Below are 21006 nucleotides of genomic sequence, written 5' to 3'. Positions count from 1 at the left end.
TTAACCTCTCATCCGTTTGATCTTGATCACAATATGATTGATTGTATCACGAAAAATTGTTTCATTATTTAAAACACTATAGTCAATATGATATTTATTCGGTTTGATAAGTTTTTGTGTAAAGCCGTTACGTTTTTTCCAAACCTTTTCCCCGTTAAAGACCGGAACAGAACGAAATATCTGTTCTATCGTATCATCCGGATAATAAGGAGAGAGAACTTTATCGGTAAAAGCTCTTCGGCTTAAACAGGAAAATCGGCCGGTACAGACAGAGTCTTTATTGATCTTCAGAGAGAAGAGTGCCTGGCCGCTTCCATAGACCTCTGCTTTAATCTCCTCCCTGTTCATATAGACAAACCCCTGGTCCGCATATTTCATTGTTGGTGTTCTGAATACAATAAAGGCACTGTTCTGCTGCAGATAGGGTTGTGTGCTGCATGCCTGCAAAAACAACATCAACAACAAAGACAGCAGAGAGATTTTTGCTTTCATCAAGACCTCTTTGGATTTTTAATAAAATTATACCCTATTTTAAGAGTTTTTTAAGCATTCAGTTTATATAATTCCGTCCACAAGTTGTAAATGGCCCCTTCATCTAGCGGTTAGGATTCATGGTTTTCATCCATGCCACAGGAGTTCGAGTCTCCTAGGGGTCACCATTTATCTCTTGTCTATACTATTTTCATTACTATTGCGGCCCCTTCATCTAGCGGTTAGGATTCATGGTTTTCATCCATGCCACAGGAGTTCGAGTCTCCTAGGGGTCACCAATACAACTACTCAAATTATATCAACTGAAACTTACTTGACACCAATTCAAATCTATAATCCCTTTTGCTAATAAAACTTCATCCCGGTACTATATTACGAGAAGGAGTATAGCTTTTGGTCTTTCTATAGTATGTAGTGTCTATGGGGGAGTATGACTCCGGAAGAAATCCGGAATCGGAAGATTGGGTTCTAAAGCGACTGAGGAACAGCCAATCCCAGTACACTGCCCTGAACAGCTGCATCCACGATCAGTCTCAAATCAGCAAAAACAACATCGGCAAGCGTACTGTACTCGATCATATCTGCTTTACTGAGCGTACCCTCCATGTAAGCTTTTTCCACAGCGCCTTCAAACATAGTTCCAAACATAAAATTGGGATTTAAAAAGCTGATAGCCAGTGTCTGGCCTGTCGGATCTGTTTCGTCAACATATACCGTAATTTCGCATGGCAGTGCAGTAATATACTCATTGCCCAAGGCCGTTGCTTTTGCTGCATATTTTGGGGAACAGGCTTCAACCACTTTCACATTTGGTATAGAGATCGGATCCGGTCTTCCCGATCTCCATGCCGAATCTTGTGATACTCCCGGCACATTTGTATCTGCCGTTGCCGTATCTGTTCCCAGTTTTGCAATGATCTCACGTGCTAGCGTATCTGCATCATCCAGTGTAAAACTGCCTCCTTCACCTGTGCCGGTTCCGGTATACTTGTAGACAATATACGGGTTACGCAGTGAGATCTCATTATCGATCTTCTCTTGTGTGAATACCGGTCCCATTGCCAGTGTTGACTCCGTATAGTCAACTGCAGCCGATCCGCTTGCCCCGTTGTCATCTTCCAGAGCAGCCTTGACCATTCCGCGTAATTCGCTTTTTACCGCAGAAGCAAGTTTTGCAAACTCAGCATTCTCCGCATCGGTAAAGTTGTCTTTGGCATCTGTAAAAAATATATTGAAGATCGCTTCAGCATCCAACATATCGACATAGACATTTGTACCGTCACTGTGAACAGAAACCTCACATGGGAGTGCAGAACCATGGAACCGTCCTGTTTCAATAGCTGCGGTCGCATAGGCTTTGTTACAGAACTCTATCACACGGCTTTTTCCTCCGATAGCAGGGATCGGCAGCAGGTCATCCAGTCCGTCATCTGTCTCTCCCCCAGCAAGGTTTGCACCGGCAATAACCCAGTTGGTAGGATATCCGAGAGTTTGGTTTTCATCACTGTATATAGTCATTTGTGCAATTTTGGTTGCTATTGCATTCACATCATCCCATGTGCCCGGGATAACCGCCACGCGTTGATACGGTGAAACCGTTTCCTCTGCCGCAAGTATGTCATTTTCACTATTGCAACCGGTGGTTCCCATAAGTAAAAGTGCAGAGAATGCAACTGAGCCTAGTATGTTTGAATATTTCATCGTTAATGTCTCCTATTATTAGAATAATTTATTCTATATAATTAATATGAACTAAATATGAACTGAACTTTTAAATATGTTTTAAATTAAAACATTTTGATAAAACAAACAGTATCGATTGAAAAAAGAGTAAATTTGGCAAGAAGTATTTCTATGTGGAGTGTATTGAAATAAAAGAGTGGTGGAGACTATCGGGATCGAACCGACGACCTCTTCGCTGCCAGCGAAGCGCTCTCCCAGCTGAGCTAAGCCCCCAAAGATTAGATAAAAAGGATTTTAGCATAAGATGGATAAAAGATTACCCATCTTATGTACAATTATGAGCGTTCTGTTATTTCCAGAAGGTGGTAACCAAACTGGGTTTTTACCGGACCGTGAACTACACCTACCTCATCATTGAATACCACTTTGTCAAACTCAGGAACCATTTGCCCCTGACTGAAGCTGCCCAATTCTCCCCCTTTAATGCCAGAAGGACACAAAGAGTGGTCTCTTGCCGCTTCTTCAAACGTGATCTCTCCGGAGCTGATCTTTGCTTTAAGTTCATGACAGAACGTTTCATCGTTTACCAAAATATGTCTTGCACTTGCTGTAGCCATTGTTTTTCCTTTGGAAGTATCTATATGTTTGTAACAGAGGCAACCAGTTCACCCCGTTTCAGTCTTGGTATGATATCGGTTTTTATCTTTCTTATCCAATATACCTTTTGGGACGAAGGCATAGTAGTGTCCTTTGGAATACGCTTTAGCTTCTCTTCGTAGTATGTCTTTAAAAATTGTATCAACGCCCTCTCCAACTCTTTTTCGGTCATGGTCTTTATACTTTCGTCCACAGATAGACCCATCAACTGAGGGTGCTCTTTCTCACCATTGACTACAGAGGCAAAAAGAGAAGCATACGTACCGAACATCTTTATGTCAATCACATCCAGCACGAAGTCGATCAGCTCCGGTTTTTCCAGCAAGGTCTTGAGGATACTCAGCTTTGCGACATCATTTTTTGGCTGAGAAAAACTCTCTCTGGCACGATTTGGCTGAGTCTGGGTACCGAACATGGCGGGAGCTACCCCGATCAAAGTCGCTGCCATCGGAATATAGGCATCTTTAATGATCTGGCTGAGTCCGGAGAGGAACTGCTTCATTGCGCCATATGCTGTCTCTTTTGCTCGAGGATCGTACAGATCGTAACTCTCTGCGATCTTTTCAAGCACAAAAGGAATGATCGACTTGGCTTCACGCAGCAGTTTCGCAACTGTTTCACTCTCCCCTTTCGCAATAAGATCAGCTGGATCCTGTCCGTCCGGGAAGAGTACAACTCCACCGTCAAATCCTGCATAAGCAAGCATCTGTGCCGCTTTCAGTGCAGCAGATACACCTGCTTTGTCCCCATCATATGCCAAAATGATCTTAGGCTCCCCTTTACGAAGCAGCGGTAAATGCTCCTGTGTCAATGCCGTACCAAGGGTCGCAACCGCTTCTGTAAAACCTGCCTGATGGAACATCACCACATCCAGATACCCCTCACAGACGATCAGCTTTTTATTTTTGTAGATACTCTCTTTTGCAAGATTATAGCCATAAAGCAGACGGGACTTATTAAAGAGTTTTGTCTGGGGAGAGTTGATATACTTGGCCGGGTGGTTTGTAATAGTACGTCCTCCAAATCCTACCGCTGCCCCGTTGGGCGAGAAGATAGGGAAGGTAATACGCTCAACCAGTCTGGCATAGTACCCTCCATCTTCTCCCTGTGCAATGATCCCTGCCTCAGCAGCCTGGGGACGCGGCAACGATGCCGAATCCAGAAAACGCATCACTGACCTTCCGTCAGGTACATACCCGATACCAAAACGCTCGATGGAGTTTTGCGATACTCCCCTGTCATGCAAATAGGATTTTGCCGTCTTGTTTTGTTCAAGATTCTTTACATACCAGCGCTGGATCGCCTCAAGCAGCCGTTTGGCATCCGAGTAGTCAGAACTGCCTTTGGTATAGTTTAGCGAGAAGTTGAACATTGATGCCAGTTTCTCGATCGCTTCAGGATAGGCAAGTTTTTCCAGCTCCATAACGAACTTGATAGCATCCCCTCCGACACCACATCCGAAACAGTGGTAGATCTGTTTGGAAGGACTGACAACAAAAGAAGGCGTCTTCTCCCCATGGAACGGACAGTTTGCCTTATAGTTGGCTCCCGCCTTTTTCAGCTCAACATAATTTCCGATCACATCAACAATATCGATACTATTTTTAAGTGATTCAATGGACGCGTTATCTATCATAGTAACATTATATCCAATTTGGTATAATCCAACATAGAATGATGAATGATGAATGATGAATGATGAACTGAGGAATGAAAAGTGAAAAACAAAACTGCCTATCCAATAAAAGCACAACAAACGTGTTGTGCATACCTACACTCTTCACTCTTCACTCTTCACTCTTCACCCTCCATTAAACACTCCCAAAGGAGCACTTAATGGAGCATATCCTCCCTACCTACAACGATCCGCTTTTCAGTATTCTGCTTATTATTGTTATCAGCCTTATTATTGCTGTAGCTACCTATGCATGGGGAGTCTATAAACAGCAAAAAGAAGCCGGAAACCTGCTGAAGTTCCTGGACAAGTTTGACAGTGCAGAGTGTGCACTCGATACAGCTTCCATGCCTTTTGAAGAGCATATGTTCAAGCCCCTTACACTGCTTGCAAAAGCGTTCGAGAACTCAGGGGAGTATCATAAAGCGATCAGTATCTATCTCTATCTGATCAAAAACATACCCAATGAACTGGCGAAAACAGAATTAATGGAACGGCTGGGCACAACCTACCTGCATGCCGGCTTTCTGGAGCGTGCAAGAACTATCTATGTCGAGATACTGCGCAAAAAACCCCGCAATAAAAAAGTACTTTATGAGTTGGGGGTCGTTTATGAGATAATGCAGCAGTATGATAAGGCAAAAGAGGTTATAGAACCACTTGAAGTGCTTGGAGAGGACACCCATACACTCCAAAAATTTCTTGAGTTCTCCCAATTGATGGCCAACCGCTCCATAGCTGCAGAAAAGAAGCTCTTCTCACTGCAGGAACTGCTGAACGAAGAACCTGGTCTCTATCGTCAGATCATCGCTGCAATGCTTCAGCTGGATACGCGTATTGCCTGGAAAAATATTGATACTTCACGTATTAGAGAGATACTTGATATCCTCTGGTTCTTACCCAATTCACAACTCGATTTGGATATAATCTCAAACAATACACAACTGGGTACACTCTATTATGCAAAGGGGTATCTGCAAAAACCGATGGCCCAAAGCGGTATTTTCTCTCTGGATATGCTGGCAAAAGCCAAAGAGAACGGTTTTGAAGAGGGAGATCTGCAGTTCTCCTATCTGTGTAAAAAATGTAAACAGAGTTTTCCTGTTTCGTTCAAACGGTGTCCAAACTGTATGGCGATCAACTCTGTAGAAGTCGAGGAACAGATTGCAAAAGCAAGTACGCAAACAGATTACTCTCTACTCTGACGGTTCAAGTCTGGGCAACCCCGGTCCCGGAGGCTATGGAGGTATCCTGGAGTACAATGGGCACAGAAAAGAGTATTGTGGCGGGGAAGCACACACTACCAACAACCGTATGGAGCTGAGGGGAGTAATCGAGGGATTGAAGCTGCTCAAAGAGCCCTGCGATGTGGAAGTGATCTCTGACAGCTCCTATGTGGTCAAAGCGATCAACGAGTGGCTGGATACCTGGGTAAAAAAAGATTTCAAAAAGGTCAAAAATATTGATCTCTGGAAAGAGTATCTGGAGGTTGCTGCACCGCACAATGTCCACGGTACCTGGGTACGCGGACATAACGGTCATCCGGAGAACGAACGCTGTGACGCTCTTGCAAAGGAAGAGGCAGAGCGTTTTCAAAATAGATAATAACAGGGGTGTCATCCCGGGCTTTGCAGACCAAAGAGGCTTCTATTGGGATACACAGGTTCGCAATGGCACAACAGACATACCAAAATAAAGGGATACTACAATGACAGACTACAGTCAACTGGAAAAACGACTGAACTATACATTTAAAGATAAGCAATTGATTATTGAGGCTTTAACACACAAAAGTTATAAAAAGCCTTACAATAATGAGCGGCTTGAGTTTTTGGGCGATGCCGTACTTGACCTTATTGTTGGGGAATACCTCTTCAACAAGTTCCCAAACTCCAATGAAGGGGTACTCTCAAAGATCCGTGCGTCACTGGTGAATGAAAGCGGCTTTACCCTTCTGGCAAAGACTATCGATCTGGGTGAGTACATCTTTCTCTCCTCGGCAGAAGAGAACAACAACGGACGTCACAAACCCTCCCTGCTCTCCAATGCCTTTGAAGCAGTTATCGGAGCTGTCTATCTGGAGGCTGGACTGGAAAAGGCAAAAGAGATCTCCATTTCCCTTCTGGAGGCATCACATCCGAAGATAGACCTGGACTCACTCTCCAAGGATTACAAAACCGCCCTTCAGGAACTGACACAGGCATCCCATGGTGTCACCCCGCAATATGAACTTCTGGGTTCTTCCGGCCCTGATCACAAAAAAGAGTTTGAGATCGCTGTGACACTCAATAATGAGATCATCGCCAAGGCAAAAGGAAAAAGCAAAAAAGAGGCACAGCAGAAAGCTGCACAGATCGCATTGGAGGCACTGAAAGCATGAATACCTTTGGAAAGAGACTGACATTGACCACTTTTGGCGAGTCACATGGAAAAGCGATCGGGTGTATTATTGACGGTGTACCGGCAGGACTCCAGATCGATGAAGCATTTATACAATCCGAACTCAATCGACGCAAACCTGGCAAAAGCAAGCTTGAGACCGGGCGTAAAGAGGATGACAAAGTTGAGATACTCTCCGGAGTTTTTGAAGGTGTGAGTACAGGTACTCCCATTGCAATGATCATCTTCAACACCAATCAGAAGAGCAAAGATTATGAGAATGTCAAAAATCTTTTCCGCCCGGGACATGCAGATTTCACCTACTTTCACAAATACGGTCTGCGTGACTATCGCGGCGGCGGACGGAGCTCGGCAAGAGAAACAGCAGCACGTGTGGCCGGTGGTGCCATCGCCAAACTAATGCTGCGGGAACTGGGCATCGAGATCCAAAGCGGTCTGTGTGAAGTCGACGGTATCAAAGCAGAGAGCATAGACTTTGAATATGCTAAAAACTCAAAACTCTATGCCCTTGATCCAAACAAAGAAAAAATACAGGAGGAGGCAATACTGACTGCCAAAGAGAACCATGATTCCGTAGGCGGTGTGGTTTTGACAACAGCTACAGGTGTACCTGTCGGTCTTGGTGAGCCTCTCTATTATAAACTCGATGCTGTTCTTGCAGATGCTATGATGGGAATCAATGCAGCCAAAGCTGTGGAGATCGGTGACGGTGTGGCCAGTACACACCTTAAAGGCAGTGAGAACAACGACGAGATCACACCAGAAGGCTTCAAAAGCAACCACTCCGGCGGAATGCTTGGCGGTATCAGTAATGGAGATTCTATCATTATAAAGACCCACTTTAAACCAACTCCTTCCATTTTTCAGGAACAGGATACAGTCACTACTGCCAATGAACCGGTCAAGTGCAACCTTAAAGGACGCCATGACCCCTGTGTTGCCATTCGCGGTGCTGTCGTCTGTGAGGCAATGATGGCACTGGTTCTTGCAGACATGACTCTCCTGAACATGGGCAGGAAGATGGAGCACCTCAGAACTCTCTACTCCCGTTCAAACTAAAGGATCTCTATGAAAAAAGCCGGCATAGTGATTTTCGGTCTTATTGCCGCAGCACTCATCTACTTCCTGAGTCTGGGACATGATGAACTCACTATACAGGCCAAAAAACAACTCAACCAGGAATTGACCATATTGCAACATAACGGTTTTGTCATAGAAAACCGCAAGAATAGTGGCAAAAAAGAGCATTTCATTATCCGTTTCGATGATCCTCCCAAGATCGCATCTTACTTTACTGCACAGGGAACCCCGACAACACCTGAAGAGATCGCACTACTTAAAGGAATGAAGATCGGTGCGGATGTTTTCTATATGAAAGATATATACAGTGCACTTTCCATTGATCTCTATCCTGTAAAACTGCCTGACGGGATTCTTGAGACTGCAGAGAATGAAGAGGAAAAAGCGCTCTTCTCCCAGATACAGAAAATATTTGACAACAAAAAACTTCTTATCCATATCGATATCAATAAAAACCTTTCCGGCTTTCAGGGCTATGTGCAGGATATTGATGAGACCATGACAGGAAAAAGGGAAGTAAGGATCAAAATCAAAGGCCTTTCCTTTACCGGAAAAATGGATCAGGAGCGTATCACACAATTGGACCAAAAGCTGAAAGTACTGGGTATCATGGATAACAACGGCACAGAGATCACACTTCAAAACATGGTATCCCACCATCAAATGACCGGTACAACGATTCATGATGTAGATGCTCTCTACGAAGTAGAACATATTCATATGAGACAAACTGATACCTTCTCCTCAGAGATCAGAGAAGTATCGGTAAAGAGTTCCCAAAAGTTTATAAACGGTCTTTTACAAAGCCATATTAAAACAACTGTAAAAGTATTGGAGGCCAAAGCCAAAGCCAGAGTCTTTTCTCTGAACGATCTTCACGGGGATGTAAGTATAGAGAATATTGATATAGATGCCCTCGATAAACTGCAAAAGAGCGATATAGAGACAGAGACTTACAAAAAGCAGCTCAGATTGCTGCTTTCAAAAGGTATCACTCTCACTGTCAACAACTTTTCCATTCAGAAGATCGTTGAAAATGGTAAAAAGCTAGGAGGAGTTTTAGTGAACTCTTCTTTCAAGTTTGACCCGAATATCGATATTTCCCAGCTGGACAAGAACCCGCTTATACTTCTCAATGCGCTTGACAGCCATACAAAAATAGTCGTTTCAAATGAGATCCTCTCTGTTATCGGAGAGGATCCAAGAGCTATGATGCTGATGATGCTTATCCCTCCCAAAGAAGAGAATGGAGGAAAAAGCTATACGCTCATTATGAGAAACGGGAAAACGACTGTAAACGGTATCTCTTTCTAAAAGAGAGTGTTTAAAAAAGAGCCGGTTCGTCCAAACCTCTGACCCGAAAGGTCTTTCTGTGGATCGCACACCGGTTATGCTTCAGCAGCGCCTCATAATGGGCTTTTGTCGCATATCCTTTATGCTTTTCAAAGCCATACTGTGGATAGCGCCTGCCCATCTCCACCATCTCCCTGTCCCGTGTCACCTTTGCCAAAATACTTGCAGCACTTACTTCTGGAACCTTCGTATCTGCCTTGATCATGGTTTCAATATTCACAACACCGAAGGAGCTGTTGCCGTCAAACAGGTACGCAACACCCGGCAGGTGTTCTTGAATGGAAAGCAGTCCGCTTTGAAGACATTTTGAAATACCCATTGTATCTATCTGCTTGGCTGAAAATGTAACAATATGATAGTCGGAATTCTCAAGGATCAATGGGAAAAGGGCTTCACGCTTCTTTTCTGTCAACTTTTTGGAGTCCATCAGCCCGTCAATCGGGAGAGTAAGGATCACCCCAGCCATGACAAGCGGACCGGCCAAAGGTCCCCTGCCTGCTTCATCTATGCCGCATAGCCGTTTTTGAAACTCTCTATTCATATGTTCCTTTTCATTCACAGGCAGATGCAGGCCTGTTCCTATTCTGTACTTTTTTCTGCAAGCAGTGTCAAAAACGCTTCCCCGTACCGATCAAATTTTACTTCACCGATCCCATGGACTTCAAGCATCTCTTCTCTGCTTTTTGGCTGTTTGGCACTGAGGTCTTTCAGTGTCTTGTCTGAAAATATAATATAGGGAGGAATGCCATTCTCCGAAGCGATACGGGTACGCAGATCCCTCAGCTTGTCATACACTTCCACGTCATAGTCATCAAAGTAGGTCACCTTGCGTTTGGGTGCTGCTTTTTGGATACTGAGCCGACTCTCTTTAAGAGAGACATGATGCTCTCCTTTAAGTACCTCTACTCCAAAAGATGTCAGTTTGTAGACTTTAAACTCTCCGATACTCAGTGCCCCTATCTCAAGCAGTTTGTCACCGATGGTCAGCCACTGGGATTTGCTGTACTCTTCCCCAATACCGTAAACTGTCAACTTGTCATGACCATTTTGTAAAATACGCTGTTCCTTGCTTCCTCTGAGAATATCGATCACATAGTGCAGACCGAATTTCTGATCGGTTCTGGCAATCGCGGAGAGCAGTTTTCGTGCAGCTGTAGTAATGTCAACTTTTTGGGATGCCGGTGCTGAACAGTTGTCACATTTATCACCACATACATTTATCCTGTCATCAAAATATGCTGCTACGCTCTGGTGACGGCAATTCTCTGAGTTGGCAAAGCGTACCATACTCTCAAGCTTGTTGAATGCATGCTCTTTATAGGGTGTCTCAGGAAGATCCTCTATAAACATCTTCTGCTGTACGATATCGGATGCAGAAAAGAGAAGCAGGGTCTCTGACTCAAGACCGTCACGCCCTGCACGGCCGATCTCCTGGTAGTAATTTTCCAGTGTCTTTGGCATTGTCATATGTACGACAAAACGAATGTTGCTCTTGTCGATCCCCATACCAAACGCAATGGTCGCAACTACGATCTGGACTCTGTCTGCAACAAAATCCTGGTAAGTACTGTTCTTCTCCTGGGTAGAGAGCCCTGCATGATATGCTCTGGCTTCGAGGCCCTGGTTCTGCAGAAAGTGGGCAACCGACTCTGTCGACTTTCTTGAAAGCGTGTAGATGATGCCTGATTCACCTTCATGCTGCTTCAAAAAAGCCAACAGTTGTTCACGTCCGTCTTTGATACGGTGTTTTGCCTGAATGGTCAAATTCTCTCTGAAAAGTGAACCCCTGACACGTTTGGGAGCTTTCAATCCAAGATTGGCAGCAATATCCTCTTCGACCATCTTTGTTGCGGTTGCAGTAAAAGCAGCGATCGGTATCGTGGCAAACTGCTCCTTGAGCAAAGAGAGACGGCGATAATTTTCTCTGAATTCATGCCCCCACTCACTCACACAGTGGGCTTCATCGATTACAAAGAAGTTGATATCAAGTTGATGCAGAAGATTGAGAAAATAGCCGTTTGTCAAACGCTCTGGTGCCACATAAAGAAATTTTACCTCTCCACTTCTAAGCTGTTTTTCGATCATTTGACTCTCCTCCATATCCTGCATGGAGGAGAGCATCACTGCAGGAATACCATTGGCTCTGAGTGCTACGACCTGGTCATGCATGAGTGCCAAAAGCGGAGAGACCACGACTGTAACCCCTTTCATCATGAGTGTGGGTAGTTGGTAGCAGAGTGACTTCCCCCCTCCTGTAGGAAGAATCATCAGTACATCCTGCTTTGCCATTATTGCATCGATCACCTCTTCCTGAAGTGGTCTGAATCGGCTGTGCCCAAAGTAGTGTTCGAGTGTTTCTATTTTATTCATAAAGAAAGTGTAACTATTTTTTAACAAAAGTCGGATGAAATATGTCATATTGTCATATTATTTATAGTACTATGCGAACTTATACCCTACACCCCATACCGGATGAAAATAGCCCTCTTTATTATCCGGATCTATTTTGTGCTTGAGACGGTTGATCGCAACATTAACAGCATTGTCATTGACACTTTCTCCTTCAGACCCCCAGGCTTCATTACGGAGGAAATCCCTTGTCAACGGCTTGTCAATATGTTTAAGGAATGTATACAGCAGATTGAACTCAAGATTGGTTAGTGAGACCTCTTTCCCGTTGACAGAAAGTATCTTGCTAGCCAAGTCGAGTGTCAACGACTTGTATTTGACTTTTTCCTGTTTTTGGAGAACACCGGAACGTTTAAGCAGTGCCTTGACTCTCAGGGTCAACTCTCTTGGGTTAAACGGTTTGGTCATGTAGTCATCTCCGCCTGCTTCAAAGCCGGATTCAAGGTCACTTTCTTTGTCTTTGGCCGTCAAAAAGATCACTGGAATATCATATCCCATCTTCCGCAGATGTGCCACGAAAGCACTCCCTTCCACTCCCGGAAGATTGCGGTCAACGATCATCAAAGAGGGGCTCTCCTCTTCAAGGAAACGTTCCACATTCTCAGTCGATAGAAAACCGGTCACCTCATATCCCTCTTTTATAAGGTGATATTCGATCAATTCCAAAATATCCTCTTCGTCCTCGATGACGATGATCTCTATGTTGTTTTGCATAAAATGATTATATCAGATTTTATCTATTGGAAGATCATCACTTTGGGAATACCGCCTATATAACCGATCTGGGCACGTTTCTGTTCATCAGTACTCTCCTCTACAAGTACTTCATTCGGAGTATCTTCTTCCACATTTTTAGGATTGTCTGCAAACGGATGCTGTACATTAAAGAGCAGAAGACCCTTCCCTTCTATCACTGTCTTATCCAATCCTGTAACCTCAGCCCCAATGGGCAAAGAGGCGATACGTGTCAAGCTTTTCTCATTGATATTATATGCCCATAGCATATTATTGACATGGTTCCTGCTGTCTTCTCCTATGACCAGAATACTCTTCCCAAGGTACATGATATTGTCCGGATTGGCTATGGCATCAGGATGGCAGCGATACTCTTCGGAAAATGGCTCATACTCCCTGAGTGGTTTTCCTATGACCATGGCTTCCATTTTCTGCACGCTGTAGTTACTGTCAAGATCTAAAGCGTAGACTGCTCCGCAGATATTTTCAGGCAGCCTGATATCATTAAGGCTCTCTTCTCCGTCATGGTCATCTTCCATACTTTTATTGATCGTACTGATGGCAAAATAGAGTCTGTTCCGTTGTGGGTCATAGCTAAGCCCTTCGCCCTTTCTAAACTCCATTGTCGCACCCAGATAGGCAGCATACTTTCTGCTTTCCAAAAAGGCAGCTGCTTTGTGCATCCCCGATTTGATCTTCAGACACTCCACAGCACTGTCTTCATTTATTTTTTTAAAGCCCCCGGGACATACCCCGTTCTTGTCAGGCTTGGCGATCTCAAAGATATCGCTCAGCTTCATCTTCTTGTCGATCAACGCTTTGATCTCACTGTCACTGGCATGGCCAAGCTCACGCCATTGCACTTTAAACTTACCCCCGTTCCGGTCAGAGAGTTGTGTCAGCTTCGCGGCATACAGCCTCCCTTTCCATACTTTCCTGAACTGCTCTATCGGTTCATCCGAAACAAATTTCCAGAACCCTTTATAGTTGCCGTCATCTGACATATACAGCGTTCTGTGATCAGGCATCATCACTGCAAGCTCCGGGCTGTAGCGCCCGGTTACATAGTGTTTTGCTGCTTCTGTCGAACCGTTTTCATCAGGTTTGACCTCAATAATATATCCGTAGTTGTACGGTGTAAACTCCCGTCCGTTGTATCCATTCTCTTTGCTGATGTTGTTTTCATTGAGATAGGCTTTCATACCTTCAACATAATCACAGAAGTAGTGAAATACTCCATCACTTGTTTGCGAGCTGCCGTCCAGAAGACAGTCAATATAAAAAGGTGAAGCCTTGTCTGCATAACGGGAGTTCATGGCATAGTTCTCCTCCCCTCCAAGATGGCTGCCATAAACCGTTTTTGAACTTGCACAGTCAATAATGCTCCCTCCAGTCCGGCTGAGATCCACACTCTTTGTTTCGATCGCTGTCAAAACTTTTCCCTCTCCCATAACGAGTTCTGTTTCATAAAGAGCTCCGGGTGCCTCTTCCAGATGGGTGATCAGAAAATGTCTGCCTCCAGATGTAATGAGAGAGTTACCGTCCGGTTCGGTAGAGATATGCGGTTTACCATCCCTGTTTTTAAGCCCTCTCTCCTCTCTGTCTGTAAGCAATCCGATCGTACCGCCTCCGATCTTCTCTCCCATCTTTGCGATCTGATGATACTGCAGCGGATAGGTAACGGTACGATTGTTCTCATAGGTAAGATACAGACGGTTTGAAATACGCAAGGTAGACTTTTCTGCATCCGTTTTGGAAAGGGGAACCGGTTCAAACGAAATCTTTTCGATCTTTGAGGCCAGAAGATGTACCTCTTTTGGGTCAAGCAGTATGATTTTCACTGCAACTACGGTCAAGATCAGCAGAAACAGGGACCACTGGATTTTAGACATACTATACTCCTTTAAACAAGACAGCATAGTATACCGTTTTGGATTTCAAAAGTGTATTAGAGCTTCCCGCCCATACGTGCAAATATGATCCTCTGGGCAATACTGTCAAGCCTGTCAATGATCTTAAGATTTTTTCGGATGTATTTTAAAAGATTGAAATACTCTTCAGCCTTGCCGTCTGCTTCACCCATCTTCTGCAGAACACTCTTCTCAAGCAGTGCATAGATATCATCTGTCTTGGCATACTCTACATCGATCTCAATGGCAAACTGTTTGATCTTCTCATTGTCATCAAATGTCTTGAACATTGCAAGTGTTTTCTCAAATGCATTGATTGTACAGCGGTTAATACTGAGAGATTCTTTGATAAATTGTACAATGTTGTCATCTTCTTCGGCCAGCATGCTTTGCATATTTTTCAGATAATTATTAATATTGGTCTTAATGCGGTTAAGTGCCGATGTAATCTTAAGATAGGAGACCAGTTCACGAAGGTCTTTTGCCTCAGGTGTATAGCGGGCGAAGATCAGAACGATATCATTATCGATCTTCTCTGTATACTCACTCACTGGTTTAAGTGTCTTGCGTATTACTTCCAGCTTGACCGTATCGGAAGCCTCAAGCGCTCTTAAGCCCTCTGCATTCGCACTGGCCAGTATCTCTGCAGTCTCTATTATCTGTGATCTTACCGCATGTCTTGCTTCCTGATATTTTGTCAACATTATCCAACTCCTTAATATTTTTTGCTTCTTGAAACCGGGCAGAGTCTGCCTTCAATCGCCCGGGGCATACTCCCTTTTAGAGGCAGAGAAGCTCCCTTTACCAGAGTATTTCCTCTACCACTACATAAAGTTCTACCCGAACCTGCCTGTAATGTAGTCTTCTGTCAGTTTTTTCCCCGGATTGAGAAAGATCTTTTCCGTATCATCATATTCGATCAGCTCACCCAGGTACATAAATGCCGTATAGTCACTCAAACGGCTTGCCTGCTGCATATTATGGGTAACGATCACTACTGATATCTCTTTTTTCAGTTCAGAGATAAGCTCTTCGATCGCTCCGGTAGAGATGGGATCGAGTGCTGAAGTCGGTTCATCAAACAACAGTACCCTTGGCTTGAGTGCTACCGCTCTGGCAATACAGAGACGCTGCTGCTGTCCGCCTGACATTCCAAGGGCACTCTCACCCAGTCTCTCCTTGGTCTCTTTCCATATTGCTGCACCCTTGAGTGCATGCTCTACACGGTCGGCAAGCTCTGTCCTGTTCTTCACTCCTGAGAGCCTTAGTCCGTAGGCTACATTGTCAAAAATGCTCATAGGGAAAGGAGTGGGCTTCTGAAAGATCATTCCAACCTCCTGTCGCAGACGGATAAAATCATTCTCTTTTTTTATCTTTAAAATATTCTCTTTGCTTCCGTCTGCTTTATAAAGGTTTATCTCTCCTTTATAGGTGTTACCCGGATAGAGATCATGAATACGGTTCATGGAGCGAAGCAGTGTCGACTTTCCGCAACCGCTCGGTCCGATCATTGCCGTGATCTTGTTTTCCATAACAGGAAGATCGATCTTGTTAAGGGAAGGGGCTTCCGCTCCCGGGTAGAAGAAAGAGAAACTCTTTGCTTCCATTACTACATTCTTGTCTGCCATTGCTTTTCCTTCACTTTTTACTTTTTATTTCGGATGACAAATCGTCCCAAAAGGTTGATACACAGTACGATCACCGTCAAAATGAATGATGCCGCCCATGCCAACTCACGGCTTGCCTCATCCGGGTAGGTTGCCAGATTATAGATACTGACCGTCAATGACGGGAACTGTTCACTCATATCCATCGTAAAGAACTGGTTGTTCGCCGAGGTAAAGAGCAGCGGTGCGGTCTCTCCAATGATTCGGGCAAAAGAGAGCAGAACCCCTGTCATAATACCCACCTTTGCTGCCCTGATTACGATCTGCAAAATGATCTTGTGCTTGCTTCCTCCCAGAGCGATACCTGCTTCTCTAAGCTCCTGGGGTACAAGTGCAAGCATATTATCCGTCGTAGAGATAATGATCGGAATCATCATGATCGCCAAGGCCACTGCCCCTGCCCAGCCATTATATCCGCCAAATGGATCAACAAGAAGCGCGTAGACAAAAACACCAATCACTATAGAGGGAGCCGACATCATAACATCACTGAGATTTCTAATGATCGAAGCAAGTCTGGAACCATGTCCGTACTCTCTAAGATAGATCCCTGCCATCATGCCTACAGGAACAGCCACTGCTGTAGCGATCAGTGCCATCGTAAACTGGCCGACCAGCAGGTTTCTGATCCCCCCTTCCACCAGATCTTTGGTAAAGGTATCCCAATGGATACTGACGATTCCCTTGTAGCTGAGTGTAGCAAGGATCCAAAACAGGAAGCCGATCCCTGTCAATGCAGAGAGTGTCGAAAGAACAAGAATGATCTTGTTGAGTAAGAGTCTATTCATTTTATTTTGCCTTTCTGCCAAGGAAATAGAATTTTGCAAAGGAGATAACAGCAAAACTTATTGCAAAAAGAATAAGTGCCAGGAAGTACATACTGCTCATCTCCAAATCTTCCGCTTCGGCAAAATTGTTTGCCAGAAGTACCGGAATGGATGTTGTCGGATCTGTTACTTTGCCTACAGTACTCATGACCGAACCTATCAGGAAAGCTACCGCCATCGTCTCTCCCAATGCCCGTCCAAGGGCCAGAATGATCGAACCGATAATCCCACCTTTTGCATACGGCATCACCACATCTTTGATCACCTCAAACTTGGTGGCACCCATTGCATAGGCTGACTCTTTAAGCACTGCCGGCGTAGTGTTCATTGAGTCTCTGGTGATCGCAGCCATGAAAGGAATGATCATGATCGCCAGGACTATCCCTGCAGTCAAAAGTCCGACACCATTGCCCCCAAAAACCGCCTGTACAATGGGAGCGAAGTAGAAAAGGCCCCACATCCCGTAGATAATACTCGGAATCGCGGCAAGAAGCTCAATAGCGACAGAGACAGGTTTTGCCACTTTTTCTGAAGCGATCTCCGTTAAAAAAATGGCAATTCCCATAGCTAACGGTGTAGCGAGCACCATAGCGAGCACGGTACTCAGAAGTGTACCTACTATAGGAATATATCCGCCAAATACACCACCCTCGTCATCTTCATCCGGCTCCCACTGTTCATTCCAGAGGAAATCAAACCCAAACGTATGCAGTGCTTCCTGTGCATAGCTGAAGAGAACGGCAAAAATACCTACCAGCAGAAAAAAGGAGAGTGTCGCTGAAATAAAAGAGAAGTTTCGAAAGAGTTTTCCACTCATACCGCATTGCCTTTATTGATGTTTTGCGCGATTATATTACAAATTGGTAACATTTTGGTTACCGGCGCAGCAAGTGAAAAAGTGTTGTGAGAAGAGTTGACAGAGTGATTACAGAAACAGTACCGGAAAGGTACTGTGGAAAGCATCTGTCAGAGAGATGCTTTAAATGATTCTTTTTGCGTAATGAAACAGATCCTACTTGATACCTTTTGCTTCCCAGTATTTTCTGATCTGATCCTTCGTCTCTTTCGGAAGAGGAACATATCCAAGATCAGCTGCTGCCTTGTCACCGTTGGTATATGCCCAGTCAATGAATGCTGTAACCTGCTTGTTTTTCTCACTCTTTTCCTGTGGAAGAAGAATGAATGTTGCGGCTACTATCGGATAGGAAGTTGAACCTGCAGGATCACCGATAACAGCATAGAAATCATTGTCCGGTGTCCATGTAGCATACTTGGCAGCATCCTGGAAAGACTTGACTGTCGGATTGATGAATTTACCCTCTTTGTTCTCTACCTGTGCAGCAGGAAGGCCCAACTTGATCTTGTATGAGTACTCAATATAGCCAATGGAGTTCTTGATCTGCTGGATATTTGCAGATACGCCGGAGTTTGATTTGCCTGCAACCACCTTGGCTGCCTTCCAAGTCGGTTTTTTACTTACTTTAACATCCGGGTTGATCTTGTTAAGAAAATATGTAAAATTGAATGTCGTACCGGACTTGTCCGCTCTTACACAGGTCGTGATAGGTGCATGGGGCAGCTTAAGTCCGGTATTCTCTTTCGTGATGACCGCATCATCCCAGAATTTTGCCTTGCCGGAGAAGATCGCATCGATCGCAGCACGGCTCAGTTTCAATTCACCGTCTTTCACACCGTCTATATTATATGCAAGTACAATGGATCCGATTACAGACGGGAACATATAGAGCTTCTCTTTTTGAAGCTTCTTTGGCTTAAGCGGTTTGTCCGAACCTGCAAAATCCACCATTCTTTTTGTGATCGATTTGATACCGTCACCTGAACCTGTCGGGGTATAGTTCACTTTGTTGCCTGTTGCAGCAAAGTACTCAGATGTCCAGGCTTTATATACAGGTCCGGGGAAAGATGCTCCTCTACCTTTAAGCTCGTCCGCATTAAGGGCAGTCAAGGCAACAGATGCTGCTAGAGCAGCAGTAACGATCTTTTTCAATGTCATTTTTTTTCCTTCGAAAATAGTATGTCCCTTTAGGGTTATCGAAAGTATAGAACAACTTGGAAACATTTTGGTTACAGACGATAACAACTTCTATTCTCCAATATAACGTTTTCTTTTGCTCTCTTTCATAAAGTCCAGATCAACAAAAATGAAACCATCTATACAGTAATTGAAATGCTTGTCATAGCCAAAGTCCATAAACTGTACACCACCCTCCTCACATACCTCTGCATACTGTTTGTAAAGAGGCGGTATCGTGTATCCCATATAGCTAAGCTCCTCTTTCAGAATACGCTGGTCAGCTCTATAGTCATGTCCGCAGAATATATCTTCACAATATGCTTTCATCTCTTTAGGTATTTTATAGCGTGCTTTGTGTGCTACCAGCATTTTCCTGTCCGGAAAATAGTGTTGGTAAAAATAGATAATGAGCGCTTTTGCCTGCGGTGTGAAACTGTCACTCAAACTCACAGGACCAAACAGATAACGGATAGCCGGATGGCTTTTGATATATGCACCGATCCCCTGCCACAGGTAATCCAGCGCTCTTGAGTTCCAGTATTTCGGCTGCACAAAACTTCTTCCAAGTTCAAGGCCCCTGCAAAAGTAGGGTTCGAATGCTTTATCATACTTAAAAAGTGTACTGGTATAAAGCCCTTCACCCCCAAAGTCTTCAATAATCTGTGCACACTCTCCTATACGGTAGGCACCTGCGATCTCAAGATCACTGTCATCCCAGATCACAATATGTTTATAGTAAAAATCATAACTGTCCACATCTCTTTTCTCCCCCGAACCCTCTCCCACATGGCGAAAACTGATTTCACGCAAACGCCCGATCTCTTTGATCACACAATTCTCCAGCTCACTCTCATAGAGAATGATCTGTTTTCCATCCGCTGTCTCTCCCAAAAGTTCTCCCTGGCTGAGTGCATGCTTGATATCGCTCGGTGCTTCAGCCAGAGAGATACCCTTTTGTACCTTAAGAAGATTCGGTTTCCCTCTTGCAACACGGTAAAAATGTTTTCTAATAAGCTTTACTGCCTCTTTTTGGGGAACTCCCTGTATACAGTAGCTCTCATACGGAACAGGATTACCTATAGTAAATCTTATCTCTTTACCCCGTGCCTTGAACATTTCATGCGGCAGGGTTGCCGTTGCAAATGAACGGTTGAGCATGGAGAGCAGATAAAAACTTTTGGAATTGGTTGCTTTGATATAGACAGGAAGGATGGGAGAGTAGGTCTTTTTGGCAATTTTGTAAAACCCGGACTTCCATGCAGTATCCTTGACGCCGTTGGGTCTTGCACGGCTCACCTCTCCTGAAGGAAAGATGATCACAGCCTTTTCACTCTCCAATGCACTATAGATCCCCTCAAGTGTCTCCCTGCTCATCTTACCGCTGATATTATCCACAGGGATAATAAGTTCTTTAAGATTCTCAAACTCTTTCAAAAATGAGTTGGCCACGATCTTGATATCTTTTCTGACATCTTTGAGCAGATATATCATTGCCATGGCATCCAGTGTGCCTAAAGGGTGGTTTGCGATAATCACTACCCGTCCATAAGGAGGAACATGACTCATCTCTTTCTGCTTTAAAGCAATATCTACCTCAAAATAGTCCAGTACCGCTTCAATGAAGCTGTAGGCATCTTTATATCTGTTCTTTTCCAGAAAATCATTGATCTGGTTTTCATGGAAGAGCTTACGGACAGAAGAGAAGAGTAGTTTTTTTGCCAACGCAGGGAAATGTTCTATGGCAGGGTAGTGATGTATCAGATAATTTTCTACACTGATCTGCGGCATCATGCGATCCTGTAAAGTTCATTCATTCTACGTACCAGGTGTTCTTTAACTGTTTTCGCCTTTTTATGTACTGCAAAAAGTTCTTCTACCAGCTCCCACTCCTCATAAATCAGCTCATAGGCTTCATCCATACCGATACCAAACTCTTTTGATAATCTTTTAGCGAGCTTTTCAAGTTTTTTTTCCGAAATGATCATCTCTTTTTCCATAATATTCTCCAGATGCTGATATGCCTTATCATAAAAGAACTTGGTAACAAAACGGCTACCGAACGATTACACCTCTGTTACTTTTT

20 protein-coding genes and 3 tRNA genes are annotated in these 21006 nt (G+C 44.2%); 7 read left to right on the top strand and 16 right to left on the bottom strand.

What is annotated here, in order from left to right:
- Positions 1-492, bottom strand: a complete 492-nt coding sequence (locus tag IMZ28_RS01065) for a hypothetical protein (RefSeq protein ID WP_197548805.1) — start codon at positions 490-492, stop codon at positions 1-3.
- Positions 493-584: 92 nt separating this feature from the next.
- On the opposite strand from IMZ28_RS01065, the gene IMZ28_RS01060 reads away from it, so the two are divergent.
- Both IMZ28_RS01060 and IMZ28_RS01055 read left to right on the top strand, forming a co-directional pair.
- Positions 585-659: transfer RNA gene (locus IMZ28_RS01060), tRNA-Glu, on the top strand.
- Between the two features lie 36 nt (positions 660-695).
- Positions 696-770: transfer RNA gene (locus IMZ28_RS01055), tRNA-Glu, on the top strand.
- A 190-nt stretch (positions 771-960) separates the two neighbouring features.
- Here the strand turns inward: IMZ28_RS01055 and IMZ28_RS01050 are convergent.
- From IMZ28_RS01050 to dnaG, 4 genes are all read right to left on the bottom strand, one after another.
- Positions 961-2193, bottom strand: a complete 1233-nt coding sequence (locus tag IMZ28_RS01050; RefSeq protein WP_197548804.1) for a DUF302 domain-containing protein — start codon at positions 2191-2193, stop codon at positions 961-963.
- A 179-nt stretch (positions 2194-2372) separates the two neighbouring features.
- Positions 2373-2448, bottom strand: a tRNA-Ala gene (locus IMZ28_RS01045).
- Positions 2449-2510: 62 nt separating this feature from the next.
- Positions 2511-2792 carry a peptidylprolyl isomerase gene (locus IMZ28_RS01040; RefSeq protein ID WP_197548803.1) on the bottom strand — a complete coding sequence of 94 codons (282 nt, stop codon included), beginning with the start codon at positions 2790-2792 and terminating at the stop codon, positions 2511-2513.
- Between the two features lie 20 nt (positions 2793-2812).
- Complete coding sequence (dnaG, locus tag IMZ28_RS01035; RefSeq protein ID WP_197548802.1) at positions 2813-4468, bottom strand: DNA primase; 1656 nt, start codon at positions 4466-4468, stop codon at positions 2813-2815.
- 200 nt (positions 4469-4668) lie between these two features.
- Between dnaG and IMZ28_RS01030 the strand changes: the two genes are divergently transcribed.
- From IMZ28_RS01030 to IMZ28_RS01010, 5 genes are all read left to right on the top strand, one after another.
- Complete coding sequence (locus IMZ28_RS01030) at positions 4669-5712, top strand: tetratricopeptide repeat protein (protein WP_197548801.1); 1044 nt, start codon at positions 4669-4671, stop codon at positions 5710-5712.
- On the top strand, positions 5672-6112 hold the full coding sequence (gene rnhA, locus IMZ28_RS01025) for a ribonuclease HI (RefSeq protein WP_197548800.1): 441 nt from the start codon (positions 5672-5674) through the stop codon (positions 6110-6112). Before IMZ28_RS01030 ends, rnhA begins: the two co-directional genes overlap by 41 nt.
- Positions 6113-6215: 103 nt before the next feature.
- Positions 6216-6887 (top strand): ribonuclease III, encoded by a 672-nt coding sequence (gene rnc / locus IMZ28_RS01020; protein ID WP_197548799.1) that lies wholly within the window; start codon positions 6216-6218, stop codon positions 6885-6887.
- Positions 6884-7966: a chorismate synthase gene (aroC, locus tag IMZ28_RS01015; protein ID WP_197548798.1), complete on the top strand. Its 1083-nt coding sequence runs from the start codon at positions 6884-6886 to the stop codon at positions 7964-7966. Before rnc ends, aroC begins: the two co-directional genes overlap by 4 nt.
- Before the next feature lie 9 nt (positions 7967-7975).
- Complete coding sequence (locus IMZ28_RS01010) at positions 7976-9301, top strand: YdgA family protein (protein WP_197548797.1); 1326 nt, start codon at positions 7976-7978, stop codon at positions 9299-9301.
- A gap of 10 nt (positions 9302-9311) precedes the next feature.
- Here IMZ28_RS01010 and IMZ28_RS01005 read toward each other — a convergent pair whose 3' ends face one another.
- The 11 genes from IMZ28_RS01005 to IMZ28_RS00955 form a co-directional block, all read right to left on the bottom strand.
- A complete protein-coding gene (locus tag IMZ28_RS01005) occupies positions 9312-9881 on the bottom strand; it encodes a ribonuclease HII (protein ID WP_197548796.1) in 570 nt (189 codons plus the stop codon).
- 38 nt (positions 9882-9919) lie between these two features.
- On the bottom strand, positions 9920-11710 hold the full coding sequence (recQ, locus tag IMZ28_RS01000) for a DNA helicase RecQ (RefSeq protein WP_197548795.1): 1791 nt from the start codon (positions 11708-11710) through the stop codon (positions 9920-9922).
- Positions 11711-11779: 69 nt separating this feature from the next.
- Positions 11780-12463, bottom strand: coding sequence for a response regulator transcription factor (locus tag IMZ28_RS00995; RefSeq protein ID WP_197548794.1), 684 nt, complete (start codon positions 12461-12463; stop codon positions 11780-11782).
- Between the two features lie 23 nt (positions 12464-12486).
- Positions 12487-14376, bottom strand: a complete 1890-nt coding sequence (locus IMZ28_RS00990) for an alkaline phosphatase PhoX (RefSeq protein ID WP_197548793.1) — start codon at positions 14374-14376, stop codon at positions 12487-12489.
- Between the two features lie 56 nt (positions 14377-14432).
- Entirely contained in the window at positions 14433-15098 is a 666-nt protein-coding gene (locus tag IMZ28_RS00985) for a phosphate signaling complex PhoU family protein (RefSeq protein ID WP_197548792.1), read from the bottom strand.
- Positions 15099-15230: 132 nt separating this feature from the next.
- Complete coding sequence (gene pstB, locus IMZ28_RS00980) at positions 15231-16022, bottom strand: phosphate ABC transporter ATP-binding protein PstB (protein WP_197548791.1); 792 nt, start codon at positions 16020-16022, stop codon at positions 15231-15233.
- A 17-nt stretch (positions 16023-16039) separates the two neighbouring features.
- Positions 16040-16849: a phosphate ABC transporter permease PstA gene (gene pstA / locus IMZ28_RS00975; RefSeq protein ID WP_197548790.1), complete on the bottom strand. Its 810-nt coding sequence runs from the start codon at positions 16847-16849 to the stop codon at positions 16040-16042.
- A 1-nt stretch (position 16850) separates the two neighbouring features.
- A complete protein-coding gene (gene pstC, locus IMZ28_RS00970) occupies positions 16851-17705 on the bottom strand; it encodes a phosphate ABC transporter permease subunit PstC (protein WP_197548789.1) in 855 nt (284 codons plus the stop codon).
- 195 nt (positions 17706-17900) lie between these two features.
- Positions 17901-18902, bottom strand: coding sequence for a phosphate ABC transporter substrate-binding protein PstS (pstS, locus tag IMZ28_RS00965; protein ID WP_197548788.1), 1002 nt, complete (start codon positions 18900-18902; stop codon positions 17901-17903).
- 90 nt (positions 18903-18992) lie between these two features.
- A complete protein-coding gene (locus IMZ28_RS00960; RefSeq protein WP_232087486.1) occupies positions 18993-20714 on the bottom strand; it encodes a lysophospholipid acyltransferase family protein in 1722 nt (573 codons plus the stop codon).
- A complete protein-coding gene (locus IMZ28_RS00955; RefSeq protein WP_197548787.1) occupies positions 20711-20920 on the bottom strand; it encodes a hypothetical protein in 210 nt (69 codons plus the stop codon). The genes IMZ28_RS00960 and IMZ28_RS00955 overlap by 4 nt, the downstream gene beginning before the upstream one ends.
- Between the last annotated feature and the right edge of the window lie 86 nt (positions 20921-21006).

Origin of the sequence: Sulfurovum indicum, from assembly GCF_014931715.1 — a bacterium.
Lineage (GTDB): Bacteria > Campylobacterota > Campylobacteria > Campylobacterales > Sulfurovaceae > Sulfurovum > Sulfurovum indicum.
This window is presented reverse-complemented; position numbering and strand designations above follow the sequence as displayed.